The organism is Streptococcus sp. Marseille-Q5112, from assembly GCF_916700555.1.
GTDB lineage: Bacteria > Bacillota > Bacilli > Lactobacillales > Streptococcaceae > Streptococcus > Streptococcus symci.
In genome coordinates, this window is the sequence record NZ_CAKAKP010000002.1 from 43,942 (window position 1) to 63,638 (window position 19,697).

General features: G+C 41.5%; 20 protein-coding genes. 1 reads left to right on the top strand and 19 read right to left on the bottom strand.

All coding sequences use genetic code 11. The features are described 5' to 3' along the window. Nucleotides 1-18: 18 nt before the first annotated feature. From LG372_RS02200 to LG372_RS02255, 12 genes are all read right to left on the bottom strand, one after another. Complete coding sequence (locus tag LG372_RS02200) at nt 19-315, bottom strand: bacteriocin immunity protein (protein ID WP_033679682.1); 297 nt, start codon at nt 313-315, stop codon at nt 19-21. A gap of 20 nt (nt 316-335) precedes the next feature. Further along, entirely contained in the window at nt 336-1,400 is a 1,065-nt protein-coding gene (gene pepA, locus LG372_RS02205) for a glutamyl aminopeptidase (protein ID WP_050391053.1), read from the bottom strand. A 115-nt stretch (nt 1,401-1,515) separates the two neighbouring features. Continuing rightward, complete coding sequence (gene yidD / locus LG372_RS02210; protein ID WP_004260985.1) at nt 1,516-1,752, bottom strand: membrane protein insertion efficiency factor YidD; 237 nt, start codon at nt 1,750-1,752, stop codon at nt 1,516-1,518. Then, complete coding sequence (locus LG372_RS02215) at nt 1,752-2,474, bottom strand: pseudouridine synthase (protein ID WP_070842233.1); 723 nt, start codon at nt 2,472-2,474, stop codon at nt 1,752-1,754. The genes yidD and LG372_RS02215 overlap by 1 nt, the downstream gene beginning before the upstream one ends. Next, complete coding sequence (gene scpB / locus LG372_RS02220) at nt 2,461-3,030, bottom strand: SMC-Scp complex subunit ScpB (RefSeq protein ID WP_120770579.1); 570 nt, start codon at nt 3,028-3,030, stop codon at nt 2,461-2,463. The genes LG372_RS02215 and scpB overlap by 14 nt, the downstream gene beginning before the upstream one ends. A gap of 18 nt (nt 3,031-3,048) precedes the next feature. Further along, on the bottom strand, nt 3,049-3,777 hold the full coding sequence (locus LG372_RS02225; protein ID WP_125409828.1) for a segregation/condensation protein A: 729 nt from the start codon (nt 3,775-3,777) through the stop codon (nt 3,049-3,051). Next, complete coding sequence (gene xerD / locus LG372_RS02230; RefSeq protein WP_318783317.1) at nt 3,777-4,511, bottom strand: site-specific tyrosine recombinase XerD; 735 nt, start codon at nt 4,509-4,511, stop codon at nt 3,777-3,779. The genes LG372_RS02225 and xerD overlap by 1 nt, the downstream gene beginning before the upstream one ends. Beyond that, complete coding sequence (gene cbpB, locus LG372_RS02235; RefSeq protein ID WP_225742013.1) at nt 4,508-4,969, bottom strand: cyclic-di-AMP-binding protein CbpB; 462 nt, start codon at nt 4,967-4,969, stop codon at nt 4,508-4,510. The genes xerD and cbpB overlap by 4 nt, the downstream gene beginning before the upstream one ends. Further along, complete coding sequence (locus LG372_RS02240) at nt 4,966-5,487, bottom strand: metallophosphoesterase (RefSeq protein ID WP_001118952.1); 522 nt, start codon at nt 5,485-5,487, stop codon at nt 4,966-4,968. The genes cbpB and LG372_RS02240 overlap by 4 nt, the downstream gene beginning before the upstream one ends. Further along, nucleotides 5,463-6,473 (bottom strand): nucleoside-triphosphate diphosphatase, encoded by a 1,011-nt coding sequence (locus tag LG372_RS02245; RefSeq protein WP_376739302.1) that lies wholly within the window; start codon nt 6,471-6,473, stop codon nt 5,463-5,465. The genes LG372_RS02240 and LG372_RS02245 overlap by 25 nt, the downstream gene beginning before the upstream one ends. Beyond that, the gene (gene racE / locus LG372_RS02250) at nt 6,431-7,225 is read right to left on the bottom strand and encodes a glutamate racemase (RefSeq protein ID WP_020902173.1); all 795 of its coding nucleotides are present in this window, start codon (nt 7,223-7,225) and stop codon (nt 6,431-6,433) included. Before racE ends, LG372_RS02245 begins: the two co-directional genes overlap by 43 nt. A gap of 199 nt (nt 7,226-7,424) precedes the next feature. Further along, complete coding sequence (locus LG372_RS02255; RefSeq protein WP_000364990.1) at nt 7,425-7,673, bottom strand: YneF family protein; 249 nt, start codon at nt 7,671-7,673, stop codon at nt 7,425-7,427. A 329-nt stretch (nt 7,674-8,002) separates the two neighbouring features. Here LG372_RS02255 and LG372_RS02260 point away from each other — a divergent pair, with 329 nt between their 5' ends. Further along, nucleotides 8,003-13,276 (top strand): SIALI-17 repeat-containing surface protein, encoded by a 5,274-nt coding sequence (locus LG372_RS02260; protein ID WP_225742014.1) that lies wholly within the window; start codon nt 8,003-8,005, stop codon nt 13,274-13,276. A 165-nt stretch (nt 13,277-13,441) separates the two neighbouring features. Here LG372_RS02260 and LG372_RS02265 read toward each other — a convergent pair whose 3' ends face one another. From LG372_RS02265 to LG372_RS02295, 7 genes are all read right to left on the bottom strand, one after another. Further along, entirely contained in the window at nt 13,442-13,918 is a 477-nt protein-coding gene (locus LG372_RS02265) for a DUF5085 family protein (protein WP_225742015.1), read from the bottom strand. Nucleotide 13,919: 1 nt separating this feature from the next. Next, complete coding sequence (locus LG372_RS02270) at nt 13,920-14,348, bottom strand: hypothetical protein (RefSeq protein WP_038804217.1); 429 nt, start codon at nt 14,346-14,348, stop codon at nt 13,920-13,922. Further along, nucleotides 14,341-15,066, bottom strand: coding sequence for a hypothetical protein (locus tag LG372_RS02275; RefSeq protein WP_094753609.1), 726 nt, complete (start codon nt 15,064-15,066; stop codon nt 14,341-14,343). The genes LG372_RS02270 and LG372_RS02275 overlap by 8 nt, the downstream gene beginning before the upstream one ends. Before the next feature lie 30 nt (nt 15,067-15,096). Continuing rightward, nucleotides 15,097-15,807 (bottom strand): hypothetical protein, encoded by a 711-nt coding sequence (locus LG372_RS02280; protein WP_225742016.1) that lies wholly within the window; start codon nt 15,805-15,807, stop codon nt 15,097-15,099. Next, nucleotides 15,804-17,495, bottom strand: a complete 1,692-nt coding sequence (locus LG372_RS02285) for a T7SS effector LXG polymorphic toxin (protein ID WP_225742017.1) — start codon at nt 17,493-17,495, stop codon at nt 15,804-15,806. Before LG372_RS02285 ends, LG372_RS02280 begins: the two co-directional genes overlap by 4 nt. Then, nucleotides 17,485-17,997, bottom strand: coding sequence for a DUF4176 domain-containing protein (locus LG372_RS02290; protein ID WP_225742018.1), 513 nt, complete (start codon nt 17,995-17,997; stop codon nt 17,485-17,487). Before LG372_RS02290 ends, LG372_RS02285 begins: the two co-directional genes overlap by 11 nt. A 217-nt stretch (nt 17,998-18,214) precedes the next feature. Beyond that, on the bottom strand, nt 18,215-19,684 hold the full coding sequence (locus LG372_RS02295; RefSeq protein WP_263974032.1) for an IS1182 family transposase: 1,470 nt from the start codon (nt 19,682-19,684) through the stop codon (nt 18,215-18,217). Nucleotides 19,685-19,697 lie beyond the last annotated feature (13 nt).

Sequence of the window (19,697 nt, forward strand, 5' to 3'; positions counted from 1 at the left end):
CTTTGATCCACAATGGAATCAAAGCATTTTAAAGAGCTCCCCATACATAATCGCAGAAGCTGCAGTTCCTCTGTACTTAGCTTCTTCTCTTTTGATAAAGCGAGCCAAGTTGAGCAACTCAGGTGCCGGATGTTTAGGATTTAGGAGCAATTCACGATTGACCAGGCCTGAGAGACGAACTGCCAGCAATTGCTCATTTGTAGTAGGCAGTTTTTTAGCAGTCTCTAGGAGAGCAGCAACTAAATCTTCACTCAAATCATGTCGAGCATGATTGTAAAGATCTTTTACAAGGCTTTCTAGGTTTGGTTCTACCATCCCTACCACCTCCCTTATGTTTAATAATGTTTAATCAAATCAACTGTTGAACGATCCAATTTTTTCACCAAGGCTTGCAAGAAAGCTTGCGCTTCTAAGAAGTCATCCATAGCGTAGAGGGTTTGATGAGAATGGATATAACGAGCGCAAACACCGATTGTTGTTGATGGGACACCACCATTTTTCAAATGAGCTGCGCCAGCGTCTGTTCCGCCTTTACCACAGTAGTATTGGTACTTGATTCCAGCTTCTTCAGCCGTTGTCAAAAGGAAATCCTTCATCCCTGGGAGAAGCAAGTGACCTGGGTCGTAGAAACGAATCAAGGTTCCATCTCCAATCTTGCCTTGACCGCCATAAACATCACCAGCAGGTGAGCAGTCAACTGCTAGGAAAACTTCTGGGTCAAACTTAGTTGTGGAAGTATGAGCACCACGAAGACCAACTTCTTCTTGGACGTTAGAGCCAAGATAGAGTTCATTTCCGAGTTTTTGACCTGAAAGGGCTTCTGCTAGCTCACTCACCATAAGAACACCGTAGCGGTTGTCCCAAGCTTTTGAGATGATATTTTTTTCATTGGCTGTCAAGATTGCAGAACTATCTGGTACGATGGTGTCGCCAGGACGGATACCAAAGCTTTCAGCCTCAGCCTTGTCCGCAAAACCGCCATCAAAGACGATATCTGCAATAGCTGGCATAGTTGGTCCACCCTTTCCGCGAGTCAAATGTGGAGGGACAGAACCCGAAATCACAGGAATTTCACGACCGTCACGAGTCAGGAGTTTGAAACGTTGGCTGCTAACCACCATAGGATTCCAACCACCGATTTCTACGACACGAAAAGTACCATCTGGCTTGATTTCGCTGACCATAAAACCAACTTCATCCATGTGAGAAGCGACTAAGACGCGCGGTGCATCCGCAGCTTCTGAATGTTTAATCCCGAAAATACCACCCAAGCCATCTGTCACCACTTCATCCACGTGTGGTGTCAACTTTTCACGAAGATAAGCACGGACAGGCGCTTCATGACCTGAGATCGCAGCAAGTTCTGTTACTTCTTTGATTTTTGAAAATAATGTTGTCATTTCAATTCCTTCTTTCTTTCATCCATTTTACCACTTTTTATAGGAGAAGGATAGCGGGAATCATCATTCCAGATAAAACTACTTGTGAAAAAACGAATCACCATTGTAATTCGTTTTATTTATGATTCCGTTTGAGTGAAAAATGGTCTGGGACGGGGTCCTTACCTGTTTTCGACCAGGGATGGCAACGTAAAATCCGAGACAAGCCCATCAAAACACCCTTGAAGCCATGTTTTTCAATAGCCTGAATCATATAGTTGGAACAAGTCGGCTCAAAGCGACAAGAGGGTGGAAAGGCTGGCGAGATAAAACGTTGGTAAAAGCGCACAGGCGCTATTAAAATTCGTTTCATTATTTCTTGGTTACAGCCATGGTGTGTAGTTGGCTGATTTCTTTTTTATTAAGACGACGGAATTCTCCTGGACGGAGTCCTGTCAAGTCTAGATGTCCGAAACGGGTCCGTGACAACTTATCTACTTGGAGACCGACAGCTTCAAACATCTTTTTAACCTGGTGGTTACGCCCTTCATGGATAGTCAACTGCACCACAGAGCGGTTTTTGACTGGGTCCACTTTGAGAATCTCATAGACAGCCGGCTTGGTTTTCTTACCATCAATCTCAAGTCCACGGGTCAAGGGGCGGAGATTGTCCTTATTGGCCACACCTTTAACACGCGCAACATAAACCTTGTCAATCTCATTACGAGGGTGAATCATTTCATCCGTAAAATCCCCGTCATTGGTCAAAATCAAGACACCTGATGTATCCCAGTCCAAACGACCTACAGGGTATATGCGCTCCTTCACGTTGGGCAAGAGGTCGACAACCGTCTTGCGGCCCTTGTCATCTGTCACACTGGAAATCACACCACGTGGTTTGTTAAGCAGATAGTAAACCTTTTCTTCGTTGTAGATAGGCTGGCCTTCAACTTCGACCTTGTCGCCTGACTTGATAGTGGTTGCAAGTTCACGTACCACCTGGCCGTTAACTGTCACCAAGCCTTGCTTAATCAGCTCTTCTGCTTTTCTCCTACTGGCCACACCTGCGTGGGCAATATACTTATTGATTCTCATCTTCTTCTATCCTTTCACCAAATAATTGGCTTTCTTGGGCTTGAATCTCAAGCTCATCAATCACTGGTAATTCTTCCAAATGGTTAATTCCCATGTAATCTAGGAAATAATCTGTTGTCACATAGAGGTTGGGGCGTCCCAACACTTCTTTTTTCCCGTCTTCTCGTATCAAGTCAAAGGCCTGCAACTTCGCCAAAGCCCCACTCGAGTTGACCCCACGGATGGCATCAATTTCTATCCGTGTGATGGGCTGCTTATAGGCAATGATGGACAAGGTCTCAAGGGCAGCCCGAGATAAACTCTGGTTGATAGGTGCCTTAGAGTATTCCTTCAAAATCTCTGAAAACTGAGGCTTGGTCACCAATCTATAAGCACCACCAGTCTCAATCAGATCCAAACTGGAATCTGGGTCCTTTTCATACTTCTGTGATAATTTTTCTAAACTCTGTTGGATGCCTGTCGGTGGCAGAGAGAGGAGTTCAGCTAACTGGCGGACTCTAATCCCATCTTCACCCGCTACAAACAAGAGCGCTTCTATTTTTGCTAAAGTACTCATCTTTCCTCTCTATCAAGTCTAGCTTTGGGCCACTTGACTTTCTTCCTTCTTTTCCATGAGATAAATATCTCCGAAACTTTCCTCTTGCACGAGGATCAGCTCCTGGGTTTTGATTAACTCTAGGGTTGCCAAAAAGAGGGTGATGACCTCTTGGACATTCTGGGCTTCCTTAAACAAATCCTGCAAGCGCAACTGGTCTCGTCCAGCCAAGGACTCTTTCACGATAACCATCATGTCCTCAATCTTATACTCATCCCGCAAGATAGTCGTGTGATTCTGTGCAAACTCCTCTTTTTTCTTGGCTAGGATATTTGAAAAAGCTAAAAAGAGGTCAATGGTCGTCTTGTCATGAACAAGCTCCGCATCTTCGTAAATCAACTCTGTCGGTGCTTTAGAATAATACTGGGCCCGATCTTGGTGCTTGGCTTCCAAATGCTCACCCAAGAGCTTGAACTTGCGGTATTCTTCGATTTGAGAGAGAAGATCCTGCTCTAGGTCATCTTCCAAATCTGTCACTTCCGCTACCTTTGGTAAGAGCTTGCGGCTCTTGATCAGCATGAGCTGACTGGCCATAACCATGTACTCCCCCGTCACTTCCAGACGCATGGCCTGCAGGGTTGAAACATAGGCTAGATACTGTTCAATGACTTCCGTAATGGGCACATCATAGATATCCATCTGGTACTTAGAAACCAGGTGCAAGAGCAAGTCCAGGGGCCCTTCAAAATCTTTTAATTTAATATCCATTATCTATATTTTTCTAAGGTCAGGACTGTTTTTAATCCTAATTTTTTTGCAATTTCGTACAAATCGACCTTCTTTTCTATCTGTCTTAGAATGAACTGTTCCCGCAAGGCTTGAGCGGATAAGGTTGAGAAACCTTTCTCCTTGACAAAGGACTCTAGCTGACGGAAGGCCCATTGACGAGAATAGGCTTTCCCTGTCCTTTCAAAAAGATAGATCTGGCCCATCAAGGGTTCTAGCTCTGAAAGCAAGCTCGTGGGAATGGTGACAATCCTCTGTTGGGAAGCCTTCTGGATTCGCAACACCTGAAAGTCCAGATTGATATCCGCAACCTTTAGAGCTAAAATCTCACTCGGCAAGAGTCCCATTTCTAGGATTAAGAGCGCTAGCAAGCGACCCTCTGGATAGTCGCTCCCCTGCCAAAAAGAGTCTAGGTCTAGAATTTCTGGTTTTTCAGCTTTCTTTTCAGCTTGTTTAGCTAATTCCAAGCGGTAAAAACTTTCCACTTCTCCTTTTTGATAGAGAAAGTAGAGAAATTGGTTACAGGCCGAAATCTTTCGTTTCTGGGCGCTGATTTTTAGATTGGCTAGTTGGGCTTGGTAAATCTTGAGACTGGTCTCAGAAATCCTCTCGCCTACAATGTCTAAAAATTGCTCCAGATCATACTTATAGGACTGCTTGGAATTGGCAGACAAGCCCTGCTTTTCCTCTAAAAAATCTGAAATTCTGTCTCTCATTTGCATCGAATCTCATATTCCTTACTAAAGTCATGCAAGAGGGCATTGACTGCCTTGAGGATAGACTTGCGCGTGATGATCCCTTGGAAAATCCCTGACGCATCCACAACCGGCAAGAAGGACTCATCTACCAGCTTGTGCAAGACCTCCGTAATGGTAAAATCAGGCGAAACAACCGCTACATCCCTTTTCGTCATATGAACGATATCCGTATCCGCCATAATTTCTTGATTCAAGTCATGCTCCATCTGATAAGCCATAATATCTCTGAGCCCAATCGTCCCAACAAACTGTTTTTCATCTGTTACAACAGGAACACGGGTATAGGTCATCTGACTGAGCAAGAGGGTCGCATGATCCGCATTGTGGGTATCAATCAACACAGCTAGATTTTCAGCAGGGGTCAAAAAAGTTTCTTCTTGCCCCAACAAGAAAGTCTCAAACTCCTTGGCAATCATCGGCTAAACTCCTTGGATAAGCCCGGATACACCTCGTGGTCTCGTGTCAAAAAGTCCACTTTAAAATAACTGTCATCAATCTCCACACGAGCATAGAGACATTCTCTGATAGTCCCACGTGGTTGACTGATGGAACCTGGATTTAGAAAAAGAGTCTTTCCTTCCATCCAAGCACTTGGCACATGCAAGTGACCATAGAGACAGATATCGGCCTCTTCTTCCTGAGCCCAGTAGTCCAACTTTTGAAAGTTGAAATTGATGTCAAACAAGTGACCATGAGTTTGGATAATCTTGGTCGAACCAAGCTCGGTCACCAAACGTTCTGGGTAGCCAGCGTAGAAGTCCATGTTCCCTTTAACAACACGGATTCCCTCCCAGAGTGGAGAATCAGGACGCAATTCAGAATCGCCGTTATGAAAAACGGCGTCAACTTTGCCTACATAGCGATCACGGATTTCTTCCACAATCAAGCTATCGCCATGGGAATCGCTCATTACAATGATGGTTTGCTTTGCCATGATGGAAATACCTCCAAAAGTTTCTTAACGGCTAAGGCACGGTGAGATTGACTATTTTTTTCTTCGAGGGTTAATTCAGCTGATGATTTGCCTGTCTCTCCTACAAGGAAGAGAGGATCATAGCCGAAGCCATTTTCACCCTTAGGTTCAAAGTTAATGTAGCCAGGCCAGTCTGCTTCAACAACCAAGCTTTCCTTGTTGGGACTTGCTACGACTAGGGTTGTATGGAATTGAGCCGAGCGGTCCTTGAGTTCAAAGACCATGGCCAATTCGTGCAAGAGTTTGGCATTGTTTTCACGGTCAGTAGCTCCCACACCTGCGAAACGAGCTGACCAGACACCTGGCAAGCCACCAAGGACATCGACTTTGAGACCTGAGTCATCTGCCAAAACCATCTTGCCCGTTAATTGAGAAATGGTTTCTGCCTTGAGACGGGCATTTTCTTCGAAGGTCATGCCTGTTTCAGCTACTTCAGGCAGGTCAGGATAGTCATTAAGATTTTCCACATCGTAGCCTAACTTATCAAAGATAGCTCGGAACTCTTTGGTCTTGCCTTCGTTTCGAGTTGCAATCAATAAGGTTTCTCTGACCTTGTTTGTCTCAAAGAAGGCTTCTACATCAACACCTTCTTTGGGTAATTCTACATGCAGGAGTTGCCCATTTTCAACCAAGAGCAAAGCCCCCTGACGTTGGATGACTTCCACATTTCGTCCCATTTCTTGGTTAAGGATATCTACCACAAAAGACAATAAACGATAGAGAGAACCATAGCGTAAAACAGTAACAGAAACAGGAAAACCTCGATCCTCATCTCGAAATCTTTGGGCAAACTCCAATAGAGGAAAATCCAAGTCATCATCCGTCAACGTCCGGACGCCACCAAAAATACCATAGGACCCGACATACCAGTCCTGGTCATCCTTGTATTCATAAATTTTATTTGTCATAATTCTACATGCTCCACATAAATCTCTTTTTCCAGCCATTCTTCACCAATTTGTGCAAAACTTTGGCTGCTGGCTGTTGTGTAAAAACGGTGATTGAGTGGTCCAGCATCGCGACCACGATTGATTTCAAAATAATTAAGTAAGACTGAGATATCTCGTACGCACTCTGCTCCACTATCGATGAGCTGAACCTTGGGCCCCATGACATTTTGAATAATAGGTCTGAGGAGTGGATAATGGGTACAGCCCAAAATCAGGCTATCCACCTTTCCAACCAAGGGACGCAGGGTTTCATAGACCACTTTCTTGGTGACACTGGTTGACAGAGCACCAGACTCCACCAAGGGAGCAAACTTGGGACAGGCCAAACTCTCCACCTGTAAGTCCGGATCCAAATCGTTGATTTTCTGACGGTAGATGTCAGATTGGACCGTCATAGGCGTTCCAATCACTCCGATTTTCCCACCTTGGCTGGACTTGATGGCTGCTGAAGCTCCTGGCAAAATCACACCCAAGACAGGAATATCTAGTTGAGCCTTAATTTCTTCCCAGACGACCGCAGTCGCAGTATTACAAGCAATGACAATCATTTTGACATCCTTGGTCAAAAGAAAGTTGACCAACTGCCAAGTATATTCACGAATTTGCTCAGCAGGACGGGGCCCGTAAGGCGCCCGTGCCGAATCTCCAATATAGACGATTTCTTCATGGGGAAGCTGGCGCATGAGCTCGCGCACAACGGTCAAGCCCCCGACACCCGAATCCAAAAAACCAATTGGTCGATTATCCATACAGTCTTCTTTCTAGTCTTCTTTCTGATTGATAGTTCATTATGATTACTTGTCTTTAAGAACTGAAGGACAGCTTCAACAACTACTATCTCTCTTAATCATAATCAAATATCAATAGAATGCAAGGAAAAAGTCTCATCCCTAAACCATAGCCAACATAGTGAGAAGTCTGGAACTTTCATCCCAGACTTTTCCTTATTTATTTTTTCTTTTTATTGTTAGCAAGGGCTGCTTTTTGTTGGCGGATGATTTGGTGGTAAACTTGTTGTACCTTAGCTTCGCTTGGTTTTTGACCATTTGCACTCAAAAGAGTACGAACTGCTTCAGCATTCAAACGTGGGTTGTCAGCGAATTCTTTTTCAATTTGCTTACGAACCAAGTACATTCCCCCAAGAGCTCCTCCTAGAAAAGCTAGCACAATCAATACAATTGCTAAAAGTAAATCCATCATTTTTCTCCTGTTTCTTTTTGAGTCTCTTTCATTATACCACAAACTAGCCACCCTGACTAGTTTGTTTTACGCTTTCAGAGATGAGTAAGCTGTAATTAAAGTTGGCTTATCTTTCTAGTCAAAACTAGAAAGAATATAAAAAATACACTCCCTTACTATTCGTTTCCTCCACTTTTTTAATACAAAACAATATCAAATATATATCCTTCTCAAATCCTCTTGACAACACTTCATTAGCTGGTAAAATTAGATTAACAATACAATATAGAAACAAAAGTTCGCCTCATTAAAAATGAAAGCGCTTTTAATTAATAAAGGAGGTTTCTATGGAAAAAATTTGGAGGGAGAAATCCTGTCGCTACAGTATTCGAAAGCTAACAGTCGGCACAGCCTCTGTTTTGCTTGGAGCGGTTTTTCTAGCTAGTCATACCGTCTCTGCTGATACTATTGAAGTACAGCAAAACGAGCCTGCATTAGAGAAAACTACAGTTAAGACAGACACTATAACGAAAGCAAGTGAATCAACTGAGCATACACAGCCAAACGTGCCAATTGATCATACAAAACCAGTTCTAGCTAATAATAGTTCTTCTGAAAGCAAACCCGCTAATGCTGATGTTACTTCTGCTACAACTAATCAAGCCAGTACTGAGGCTATTGTAAAACCTAATGAAAATAAGGAAACCGAAAAACCAGAACTACCTGTGACAGAACAAAGCAACTATCACCTAAACTATGATCGACCAACAGCTCCTTCCTATGATGGCTGGGAAAAACAAGCACTCCCAGTTGGGAATGGTGAAATGGGTGCTAAGGTTTTTGGTCTCATTGGCGAGGAGAGAATCCAATACAACGAAAAAACTCTTTGGTCAGGTGGACCGCGTCCCGACAGTACCGACTATAATGGAGGAAACTATCAGGAGCGATATAAGGTCTTGGCAGAGATTCGTAAAGCCCTTGAAGACGGAGATCGCCAAAAAGCCAAACGATTAGCTGAACAAAATCTAGTTGGACCAAACAACGCCCAGTATGGACGTTATCTAGCCTTTGGTGATATCTTCATGGTCTTCAATAACCAGAAAAAGGGGCTGGATACAGTTACAGACTATCACCGTGGTTTGGATATCACAGAAGCCACTACTACAACTTCTTACACCCAAGATGGAACGACCTTTAAAAGAGAAACCTTCTCCAGCTATCCTGATGATGTCACCGTGACCCACTTGACCCAAAAAGGGGACAAAAAACTTGATTTTACAGTTTGGAATAGCTTAACAGAAGATTTACTTGCTAACGGAGACTACTCAGCGGAATATTCTAACTACAAGAGTGGCCATGTTACGACAGACCCAAATGGTATCCTACTAAAAGGTACAGTCAAAGATAATGGCCTCCAGTTCGCATCCTATCTAGGAATTAAAACGGACGGAAAAGTTACTGTCCATGAGGATAGTTTAACAATCACAGGAGCTAGCTACGCTACGCTTTTACTCAGTGCCAAGACTAACTTTGCTCAGAATCCAAAAACAAACTATCGCAAAGACATTGACCTCGAAAAAACAGTTAAAGGCATTGTAGAAGCAGCTAGGGGCAAAGACTACGAGACACTTAAAAAGAACCATATCAAAGACTATCAAAGCCTCTTTAACCGCGTCAAACTAAACCTAGGTGGAAGCAATACTGCTCAAACGACAAAAGAGGCCCTTCAGACCTATAACCCTAGCAAAGGGCAAAAACTGGAAGAACTCTTCTTCCAATACGGACGTTATTTATTGATTAGTTCATCTCGTGATCGGACAGATGCCCTTCCTGCCAACCTACAAGGAGTCTGGAATGCTGTAGACAATCCACCTTGGAACGCTGACTACCACCTCAATGTCAACTTGCAAATGAACTATTGGCCAGCCTACATGAGCAATCTAGCTGAAACAGCCAAGCCAATGATCAATTACATTGACGATATGCGTTACTATGGCCGTATCGCTGCCAAGGAATACGCTGGTATCGAATCCAAAGATGGACAAGAAAATGGCTGGCTGGTTCATACCCAGGCGACACCATTTGGCTGGACTACCCCTGGTTGGAATTACTATTGGGGTTGGTCGCCAGCAGCTAATGCTTGGATGATGCAGAACGTTTATGACTACTATAAATTCACCAAGGATGAGACTTATCTCAAAGAAAAGATCTATCCAATGCTCAAGGAAACTGCTAAGTTCTGGAACTCCTTCTTGCACTATGACCAGGCCAGTGACCGTTGGGTGTCTTCTCCATCCTACTCACCAGAACACGGTACCATCACCATCGGAAACACCTTTGACCAGTCGCTAGTCTGGCAGCTATTCCATGACTACATGGAAGTTGCCAACCATCTGAAAGTCGACCAAGACTTAGTCACAGAGGTCAAGGCTAAATTTGACAAACTAAAACCACTTCACATTAACAAAGAAGGACGTATCAAGGAATGGTACGAAGAAGACAGTCCACAATTCACTAATGAAGGCATTGAAAATAACCACCGCCACGTTTCCCATCTGGTAGGTCTCTTCCCAGGTACGCTCTTTAGCAAGGACCAGGCTGAATACTTAGAAGCTGCGCGTGCAACTTTGAACCATCGCGGAGATGGTGGTACTGGTTGGTCTAAGGCCAATAAAATCAACCTCTGGGCTCGTCTCTTAGACGGTAACCGTGCCCATCGCTTGCTCGCTGAACAGCTCAAATATTCAACCCTAGAAAACCTTTGGGATACGCACGCACCTTTCCAAATCGATGGAAACTTTGGAGCAACCAGTGGAATTGCAGAAATGCTTCTTCAATCACACACTGGCTACATTGCACCATTGCCAGCCCTTCCAGATGCTTGGAAAGACGGTCAGGTTTCTGGTCTGGTTGCTCGCGGTAACTTTGAAGTCAGCATGAAGTGGAAAGATAAAAACCTGCAAAGCTTGTCCTTCCTTTCAAATGTCGGTGGAGACCTAGTTGTAGATTATCCAAATATCGAAGCCAGTCAGGTTAAGGTTAATGGTAAATCTGTCAAAGCAACTGTTCTGAAAGATGGCCGCATTCAACTGGCAACACAAAAAGGTGATGTCATTACCTTTGAACATTTCCCTGGTCGTGTAACCAGTCTGACAGCAGTTAGACAAAATGGCGTCACTGCCGAACTTACCTTCAACCAAGTAGAAGGCGCTACCCACTATGTTATCCAAAGACACGTGAAAGACGAATCCGGCCAAACCTCTGCAAGCAGAGAATTTGTGACCAATCAAACCCATTTTATCGACCGTTCACTCGACCCTCAACTCGCCTACACTTATACTGTTAAGGCTATGCTGGGTAATGTTTCTACACAGGTATCCGAAAAGGCCAATGTCGAAACCTATAACCAATTGATGGATGACCGTGATAGCCGAATCCAATACGGTTCTGCATTTGGAAACTGGGCAGACTCAGAATTATTTGGAGGAACAGAGAAGTTTGCCGACCTTTCACTAGGTAACTATACAGATAAAGATGCGACAGCAACCATTCCTTTCAATGGTGTTGGCATTGAAATCTATGGTCTCAAATCATCTCAATTGGGAATCGCTGAAGTCAAAATCGATGGTAAATCAGTCGGTGAACTGGACTTCTATACTGCAGGTGCAACTGAAAAAGGTAGCCTTATCGGTCGCTTCACAGGATTGTCAGATGGTGCTCATGTGATGACCATCACTGTAAAACAAGAGCATAAACACCGTGGCAGTGAACGTTCCAAAATCTCCTTAGACTACTTTAAAGTTTTACCGGGACAAGGAACAACCATTGAAAAAATGGATGACCGCGACCCTCGCATTCAATACGGATCTCAATTCAAAGATTGGAGCGATACTGAATTATATAAGAGCACAGAAAAATATGCGGATATCAATAACAGTGACCCAAGTACTGCTTCAGAAGCTCAGGCAACCATTCCATTTACTGGAACAGGTATTCGAATTTACGGACTCAAAACATCCGCTCTCGGAAAAGCTCTCGTGACACTGGATGGAAAAGAAATGCCAAGTCTAGACTTCTACACTGCTGGCGCTACCCAAAAGGCAACCTTAATTGGAGAATTTACTAATCTGACCGATGGTAATCATATTTTGACATTGAAAGTTGATCCAAATTCACCAGCAGGTCGCAAGAAAATTTCTCTAGATTCATTTGATGTGATTAAGGCTCCAGCTGTAAGCTTGGATAGTCCAAGTATCGCACCACTTAAGGAAGGGGATAAAAACATCTCTTTAACTCTTCCAGCTGGAGATTGGGAAGCCATCGCTGTGACCTTCCCAGGCATCAAAGATCCACTCGTTTTACGCAGAATAGACGATAATCATCTAGTTACGACTGGAGATCAGACTGTCTTATCAATCCAAGATAATCAGGTACAAATCCCTATCCCTGACGAAACCAATCGAAAAATTGGAAATGCGATAGAAGCTTATTCTATCCAGGGAAATACAACAAGCAGTCCTGTCGTAGCTGTCTTTACCAAAAAGGATGATAAGAAGGTTGAGAATCAGCAGCCAACTACAAGCAAGGGAAATGACCCTACTCCTATTGTAGAAATTCCTGAATACACTAAGCCTATCGGTACAGCTGGACAGGAACAACCCCCTGTAGTAAATATTCCGGAGTATACTAAACCTATAGGTACAGCCGGACAGGAACAACCCCCTGTAGTAAACATTCCTGAGTACACTAAACCTATCGGCACAGCGGGACAAGAACTGCCACCTACCGTTTCTATTCCTGAGTACACTGAGCCTATCGGAACTGCTGGACAGGAACAACCGCCTGTAGTAAATATTCCTGAGTACACTAAACCTATCGGAACGGCTGGACAGGAACAACCGCCTGTAGTAAATATTCCTGAGTACACTCAACCTATCGGCACAGCAGGACTAGAACAACCGCCTACTGTTTCTATCCCTGAGTACACTCAACCTGTCGGGACAGCGGGACAAGAACAAGCTCCTACTGTTTCTGTTCCTGAATATAAACTTCGTGTCTTAAAGGATGAAAAGACTAAAGTTGAAATTATTGGAGGAGCGACTGACTTAGAGGGAATTTCTCACATTTCTAGCAGACGTGTCTTAGCTCAAGAACTATTTGGTAAGACCTATGATGCTTACGATCTTCACCTTAAAAATTCAACAGATCATAGTTTACAACCAAAAGGAACTGTCTTGGTCCGCTTGCCTATTTCCTCAGCTGTCGAAAATGTCTACTACCTAACTCCATCAAAAGAGTTACAGGCACTCGATTTTACTATTCGCGAGGGAATGGCAGAATTTATGACTAGTCATTTCAGCACCTATGCAGTCGTTTATCAAGCTAATGGAGCATCAACTACTGCAGAGCAAAAACCAAGTGAAACAGATATCAAACCATTAGCCAACAACTCTAAGCAAGTTTCATCTAGTCCAGACCTTGTTCAATCTGCAAGTGATTCTCCTAAAGAACAACTTCCAGCTACTGGTGAAACATCCAATCCACTACTATTCTTGTCAGGATTGAGTCTAGTCCTAACAGCAACTTTTCTACTTAAGAGTAAGAAGGATGAGTCCAACTAACTTTTAAGCACACAAAAACCAGGATGAAGATAAACTTCATCCTGGTTTTTGATTAAAATCAAACATGTTTATCTTAGATGCTAAAAAGGAAACATCAGAACATGGATTCATCTGTCTAATTCTGCCTATTCTTATCCGAATGCGTTAGCTCTCCGTATATTATCCTCAATCGCTTTTTTCTCGTATCCCTACCATGATATCTGTATACAAAACATCATTTATCTTACTTGAAATATAAAACACGGGTGTAGATTCTTCTAAGTCATTATCAAGCAATAATTTGGTTAGCACGTATATTCCCTTATCAAAGTCAACAGCTTCCTCTCCAGTAACTCTTACTCCTGCCATTCGAGGAACCAAAAAATAACTGTTATAGGCTGTCCCTTCCATTATCTCTTCTTTTCCTAGATAATCCTCATGAACGGGAAGATAGACTGTGATGTTGTATGTTCCATCTTCCAATTCTCCGATATGGGGGCATGAGTAAAATGGGTTGCTTTTAGGTGTATATCCAGCTGCTACAGCTGTTTGAATCATGTCTTGAAAGGCTACTGCAATCTCATCCCCCACAATATTATAGTTCACACTCAAGACATTACTCATCATTAAGGATTGATTCATACCATATGTAATTTCTGCCATTTTACTTCTCCACTGGGATAATCAAATCCACAAACAAATCATCATAAACTGGAATCAAGACTAGGTATAACTTATCTTGCAACTCCCAACCATGATCACGAATATAAGCTTTCATCTCCTCAATTGTTTCATCCAAGCTACCATCAAATAGAACCCGCTTGCTAATTCCTTCTATATCTAGAGATGCCTGATAATCCAGTTGACTTGTTGGCTCTGCTTCAGATATAACTGGAATATAGACTCCCACATCTTGCTTTTCTTCGTTAAATTGAGTTGGAGTCATCTCAAAAATGGTAGGGCCATCTTTATAAATACCATCAGTATAGGGAAGGAGTTCTGTATGAACAAATAACTCCAATAGTTCGTCCGCTTGAATCTGGACCTGGTCTGTCATCAAATGGCTCATATGTAGCTGTATTTCTTTAATCATGTTTCTTTTCCTTTTTAAATCTATTTTTATCAAATTCTTTATTTTGAATCAAATCCGAAGACACTTCTATATGCTTAATTGGTCTTATTTCCTTAACATCATGACGGTGTTGGTAGGCATAAATAATATAAAACCAAGGTAAGTACACAGCTTGTCCAAAAGCCATTGATAATAAAGACGCTCCCCATCCCCAAAAATATTCATATCCAAACATCGCTAAAAATATACAGACACACGATAAAATAAGTGGAGGAGCGAGTAAAAAATTAACCATAAATTTGCTGGCTTTCTGTGAGATAATTTCTTCAGAGTCTAAATTGACCAAGCAGCTCATGACGGCTATTACAATAATGGATTGTATAAGAGGAAGGGATAGCTTTAATCCAATAAAATTATGGTCCCCACTCATAGCACCAAAACCAATAATGATATAAATATGACCAGTCAGATACATGAGATAGGTTCCAAAACTGGTTAATATCCCTCGCTTAAGATCCAAAAGAAAAACTAGATTTAATACCCAAACAATAATTCCTGTAATAATCAAGCCTTGATACAAAGAGGGATTGTTGAGCACCTCTAATCCTCCTGCAAAAAACGCCAAAAAGGATATAGGATATAAAATAAAAATCCCATTTAATACCCCCCAAAGAGGAACCGGTCCCTTTATTCTACTTCTTTGAAATTCAAATGTTTTTTTAATTCGTTCCAGTATCATTTAAACCATCCTCTCATGCCTTTTAAAACTTTACTTTTTAAACCTATCTCTGTCAAATTCTCTGTTTGAAATCATATCTGGGTTTACTTCTATATGCTTGATTGAAGTCTCTTCCTCAACATCATTACGGTGTTGGTAGGCATAGATAATATAAAGCCATGTTCGGTATAAAGCAGGTCCAAAAATCATGAATGATAAAGACATCCCCCATCCCATAAAATAATCATATCCAATTATCCCTAAAAAAATAAAGCAAAGTGATAAAATTACAGGAGGTCCAAATAAAAAATTATAGACATTTTTGACGGCCTTTTCTGATAAAATTTCTTCAGAATCTAAGTTGACTAGACAAGTCTCAACAATCACAACTATAATAGCAAAAATAAGGGGGAGGAAAATTTTCAAACTAATAAAACTATGATCCCCACTTAAACTGCTAAAAGCAATGATGGCATAAACATGGCCAGTCAGATACATGAGATAGGTTCCAAAGCTAGTTAAAATTCCTCGCTTAAGATCCAAAAGAAAAACCAGATTTAAAATCCAAACAACAATCCCTGTAATAATCAAGCCTTGATGTAAGGCAGGATTTTTTAAAATCCTTAATCCTGCAAGCCAAAATCCTGTAAATACCAAGGGATACAAAATAAAAATCCCATTTAATACTCCCCAAAGAGGAACTGGTCCATGGACACTCCTTCTTTGAAACTCAAAAAATTTTTTGACTCTTTCAATAATCATTTAAACCATCCTCTCATGCCTTTTATCAGGCTATTGGCGCCTTTTTTAAGATTATCTGTTATATGAAAATCATCATTAAATTTATTTGCAAGCCAAACAGCACCTGCGGATACTCCAATTGCAATTGCCCCAGGTAACCAAACAGGAGCTGTCGCACCAGCAACTAAACCAACGAAAGTTGCCGTAGCACTCGCTGCAGCAATCCCTGCAACAGTTGTTCCCGCTGCCTTAGCCGCATCTATCACAAAACCTGTCGCCTTACTAGCCTCAACTTCATTTCCTCTCAATCCTTGACGTTTGGCCTCTTTTTCATTTTCACTGATGTTTGAAAAAGTATCAACCACATCTAAAGCAGCTCCAACAACTGTAGCTCCTTTTAAAAACTTACCAAACTTCGTAGCGGATTTAAAGTTTGTTAGTCCTTCTTTAACAGAACCTATGAGTCCTTTCTCACTTGTAATTCCTTTCCACAGGCCTTTACCAGCATCCATGAAACTTATTTCATTAGTGAATTCTTCTTTCAGTAGACTTCCAGTTGTAGACACAATTGATTTTCCGACACTAGCCACTTTAGTTCTAAATCGAGTTGTATTTGTAAAAGATTCGAAAACCTTTCTCAATTCTTCGTTATATTTAGTGTAGCCTAGATTTTTCATAATGGATTTAAAGGCCTTTGAAACATCACCATTTTTATATTGAATGACTTCGTAAATACGACTACCACTTAATTTCTTACCAACTTTAAAATAATCATCTAATGACTTACCGAATTCTGTTGTTGCTTTATAAACAATGATATCCCCTTTTTTATTTTTTCTAAAACGAAAATACGCATATAAAGCTGCCAACATAGATTCCAATTCAAAATATTCAACTTTTTTATACAGACGATTTTCTTTTATATCTTTATACACATTAAATAATGCATCTATTAAGTCTTTATTTTCAGCTACCGTCCCACTATATTTAGACTCGGCAAGCTGTTTTGCGAGAGCATTTTGGTACTTCACAGCTTTGGAGTTGCTATGGATAGCTGAGTGTATCTCTGAAACTGAGTTTTTAAACCAAGTTCGATTATAATAATTTCTCGATGCGGTGTTCCCATATGGAAGAGGAGCATAACCTGATAGGGTAGCAATTTCACTATTTTGCATATCTATAAGGTCAAAAGTATCTGTCTTTAAAAGAACACTATTAAAAGCTTCCATGTTCTTTATGGTATCATCTAAACTCTTGACTGCTTCACTATAGCTCGCCTTCACACTATCCAAACTAGGATTCGTTAACGTCAGAATATCACCAATCCCTGCATAGATAATTAGTGCCTCACTTGAAATTTTATTCAAATCATTAACAGGATCTTTTATACGTTGCTTGAGGCTCTCTAGATATTCTGTATGAATAATCGCACTAGTATTAGTCTCTGACACAGTATCTTGGAATAATTTCAAAATCCCTTCATAGCGACTGAAAATACTATCCAAGGTATTGATATAGTTATCGACCAGTGGTATCTGATAGTTGGTCACTTTCTGGTTAATGGCATCCTTCACTGCCCCTTTGAGGCTATCAGTTGAAACGACCTCTGATAGACGACTTCTCGAAACAGAAAGCTGTGATTTAATACTCTCAACAGAGATACTCAACAACTCTTTTTGTAACAGAACTTCCGATACATCAATCTTCATTCACTTCCTCCTTAACATAAACACTGGATACCATACCTGCATTTAGGTATTCCTTACGCAGAGCTTCTTGGCAGTAGTGTTCATCCACGGTATCCGAATATCCTTCTGATACAACTCTCTTAATAAAAAGATTACTTATAAGCAAAGGAGAGATGTCAAATCGTAGCCCAAACGGATAGCCATGACCAACATAATCCACGTAATGTCCGTTTGCCAAATCAACTCGACGACCGGAAATGACTACAAAAAAGTCCATCTGTTCGCTTTCAAATGACTCAACCAACTCCTTAGGAAGGAGCTCACGATCAAGTTCGACAACACTACCCAAAGGATAGATACGACTTAAACAGAGATCCACATAGGAAGCATACTGGATAAAAACTGAACGAGGTAGGATAACTTCTTCTTGAAGACGCCGAATCCGCACGAGTTCTTTTTCATAGAAAAATTCCAACGGCGCCCCTATCATTGGATGATAATGATAGCTTGGTTCGTCATTCATAAAAGCTATATAACACGCCCTAAAAACATCTGGATGTCCTGATAAGGTCATTGCTACCGCTGTCAATACTTCCTGCTCCTTTTCAGATAGGTTACATCAGTGACCATTCTACTTAATCTTTATTATAACATTTTCTCATCATATAGAAAGAGTCTGAGACAAAATAGTTCTCGACTACAAAAAAGCTAGAGATTTCCAATTGTAGAACTCTAGCTTTTTAATTTTGAGTCGTTCTCTTATTGTATTTTAGGAGGTTATTGGCCATAAGTACCAATCCCATGTCAATTCTCACTTGACGCTTCCCTCTCAGATTACATCTCTTGTAACCCAAACAAGCCTTTATCTGCCCAAAGACAGGTTCCACATCAATCTTGCGTTGAGCGAAAATCTGTCTACCTTGGGGAGATAAAAGCGCCTGACATTCTTTCGTTTTTAAGTGCTGATAGCGTTCGTTCATATACAGTCCCTTTTGAGGAGCTGATTCAGGTTCGTCTGCGTAGTAAACCTTGATTTCCTGTTGAAAGTCCGTCTGTGTTTTCTGATGTTTGGTATGGTGAAAACGATAGCACCAGCCATCAGGATGTGTGTAGCTATCCCCCTTGTCATTATAGTGCCAATTCGCTAAGTTTCTAGCTGACTGTTTATACCCTCTTTTCTGTTCCTTATCAAACATGGCATATTTAATCAGATGGTTTACCTTCTTTTCATCTAAACGAAGAAGGTTCTCTTCACTTCCATATCCAGCATCTGCGACAACTGTCTTTATGTCATGCGGATAGGTTTCAAGTAAGGGCAGAAGAGTCTTGGTATCTGTCGGATTTGAGAAGATATCATAGTGAAGAACAAATTGGTTTTCAGTAGCGATTTGAAGATTATAAGCAGCCTTGAGTTGGCCATTTTTCATATGATCTTCCTTCATCCGCATAAAAGTGGCGTCTGGATCGGTTTTGGAAAAGCTGTTGCGACCTTCAAATGTCTCCTGATAACTCTCATATTTTTCAGCACGTACTGAAAAATCATCCTTGACTTTACGCAAGACTTTCTTGAGTTTCCTACGTTGTGTTTTACGTTCGTCCTTTCCTTTAACGGGTGTCTCCTCAATGTCCTGGCTCAGTTTTTCCAATTCTTCTTCAAGGACTTGAGAGAATGCAAGCAACTGCTCTGAGGAGATAGGCTCTTGTGTATCCAGTTCGATAGCTTGATGGATAAGGGGAGTGATTTCTTCTTGAAAATAGACTTGTATCTGTTCTTGAAGTTTGGCGGAGAATTTCTCTGTCGCTTTCTTCCACACGAAACTATACTTGTTGGCATTGGCTTCAATCTTAGTCCCGTCAATAAACAAACAATCTAAGGTCACTAACTCTTCCATTTTTAAACGAAGATTGAGGTCGATGAAAAGATCACGAATGAGTTCTTCCATCCCTTCAGCGACACGAAAACGATTGATGGTGCGGTAGCTAACAACTAACTGTCCTGTTAGGTACTGCATAGCCAGATTTTCAACCATCATTTTTTCAATTTTTCGACCAGAGAAAATCCCTTGTGAATAGGCAAATAGAAGAGCAGATACAAGCATTTTAGGGTGATAAGACGGGCGACCAAAGGCATGATAGAAAGTATGGAAGTGACTATCCTCCAAGGTATTCACCACTTTTTCAATAGTAAAGACGAGATGATCTTGTGGCAAGAAAGAACTGATT

What these genes read in the sequence shown, in the direction of transcription:
- yidD (WP_004260985.1), bottom strand. Translation starts at nt 1,752, where the DNA reads ATGAAACGAATTTTAATAGCGCCTGTGCGCTTTTACCAACGTTTTATC.
- LG372_RS02255 (WP_000364990.1), bottom strand. Translation starts at nt 7,673, where the DNA reads ATGGATTTACTTTTAGCAATTGTATTGATTGTGCTAGCTTTTCTAGGA.
- xerD (WP_318783317.1), bottom strand. Translation starts at nt 4,511, where the DNA reads ATGAGAGACAGAATTTCAGATTTTTTAGAGGAAAAGCAGGGCTTGTCT.
- scpB (WP_120770579.1), bottom strand. Translation starts at nt 3,030, where the DNA reads ATGAGTACTTTAGCAAAAATAGAAGCGCTCTTGTTTGTAGCGGGTGAA.
- cbpB (WP_225742013.1), bottom strand. Translation starts at nt 4,969, where the DNA reads ATGATTGCCAAGGAGTTTGAGACTTTCTTGTTGGGGCAAGAAGAAACT.
- LG372_RS02215 (WP_070842233.1), bottom strand. Translation starts at nt 2,474, where the DNA reads ATGAGAATCAATAAGTATATTGCCCACGCAGGTGTGGCCAGTAGGAGA.
- racE (WP_020902173.1), bottom strand. Translation starts at nt 7,225, where the DNA reads ATGGATAATCGACCAATTGGTTTTTTGGATTCGGGTGTCGGGGGCTTG.
- LG372_RS02245 (WP_376739302.1), bottom strand. Translation starts at nt 6,473, where the DNA reads ATGGCTGGAAAAAGAGATTTATGTGGAGCATGTAGAATTATGACAAAT.
- LG372_RS02290 (WP_225742018.1), bottom strand. Translation starts at nt 17,997, where the DNA reads ATGAATGACGAACCAAGCTATCATTATCATCCAATGATAGGGGCGCCG.
- LG372_RS02200 (WP_033679682.1), bottom strand. Translation starts at nt 315, where the DNA reads ATGGTAGAACCAAACCTAGAAAGCCTTGTAAAAGATCTTTACAATCAT.
- LG372_RS02285 (WP_225742017.1), bottom strand. Translation starts at nt 17,495, where the DNA reads ATGAAGATTGATGTATCGGAAGTTCTGTTACAAAAAGAGTTGTTGAGT.
- pepA (WP_050391053.1), bottom strand. Translation starts at nt 1,400, where the DNA reads ATGACAACATTATTTTCAAAAATCAAAGAAGTAACAGAACTTGCTGCG.
- LG372_RS02270 (WP_038804217.1), bottom strand. Translation starts at nt 14,348, where the DNA reads ATGATTAAAGAAATACAGCTACATATGAGCCATTTGATGACAGACCAG.
- LG372_RS02260 (WP_225742014.1), top strand. Translation starts at nt 8,003, where the DNA reads ATGGAAAAAATTTGGAGGGAGAAATCCTGTCGCTACAGTATTCGAAAG.
- LG372_RS02280 (WP_225742016.1), bottom strand. Translation starts at nt 15,807, where the DNA reads ATGATTATTGAAAGAGTCAAAAAATTTTTTGAGTTTCAAAGAAGGAGT.
- LG372_RS02225 (WP_125409828.1), bottom strand. Translation starts at nt 3,777, where the DNA reads ATGGATATTAAATTAAAAGATTTTGAAGGGCCCCTGGACTTGCTCTTG.
- LG372_RS02240 (WP_001118952.1), bottom strand. Translation starts at nt 5,487, where the DNA reads ATGGCAAAGCAAACCATCATTGTAATGAGCGATTCCCATGGCGATAGC.
- LG372_RS02265 (WP_225742015.1), bottom strand. Translation starts at nt 13,918, where the DNA reads ATGGCAGAAATTACATATGGTATGAATCAATCCTTAATGATGAGTAAT.
- LG372_RS02275 (WP_094753609.1), bottom strand. Translation starts at nt 15,066, where the DNA reads ATGATACTGGAACGAATTAAAAAAACATTTGAATTTCAAAGAAGTAGA.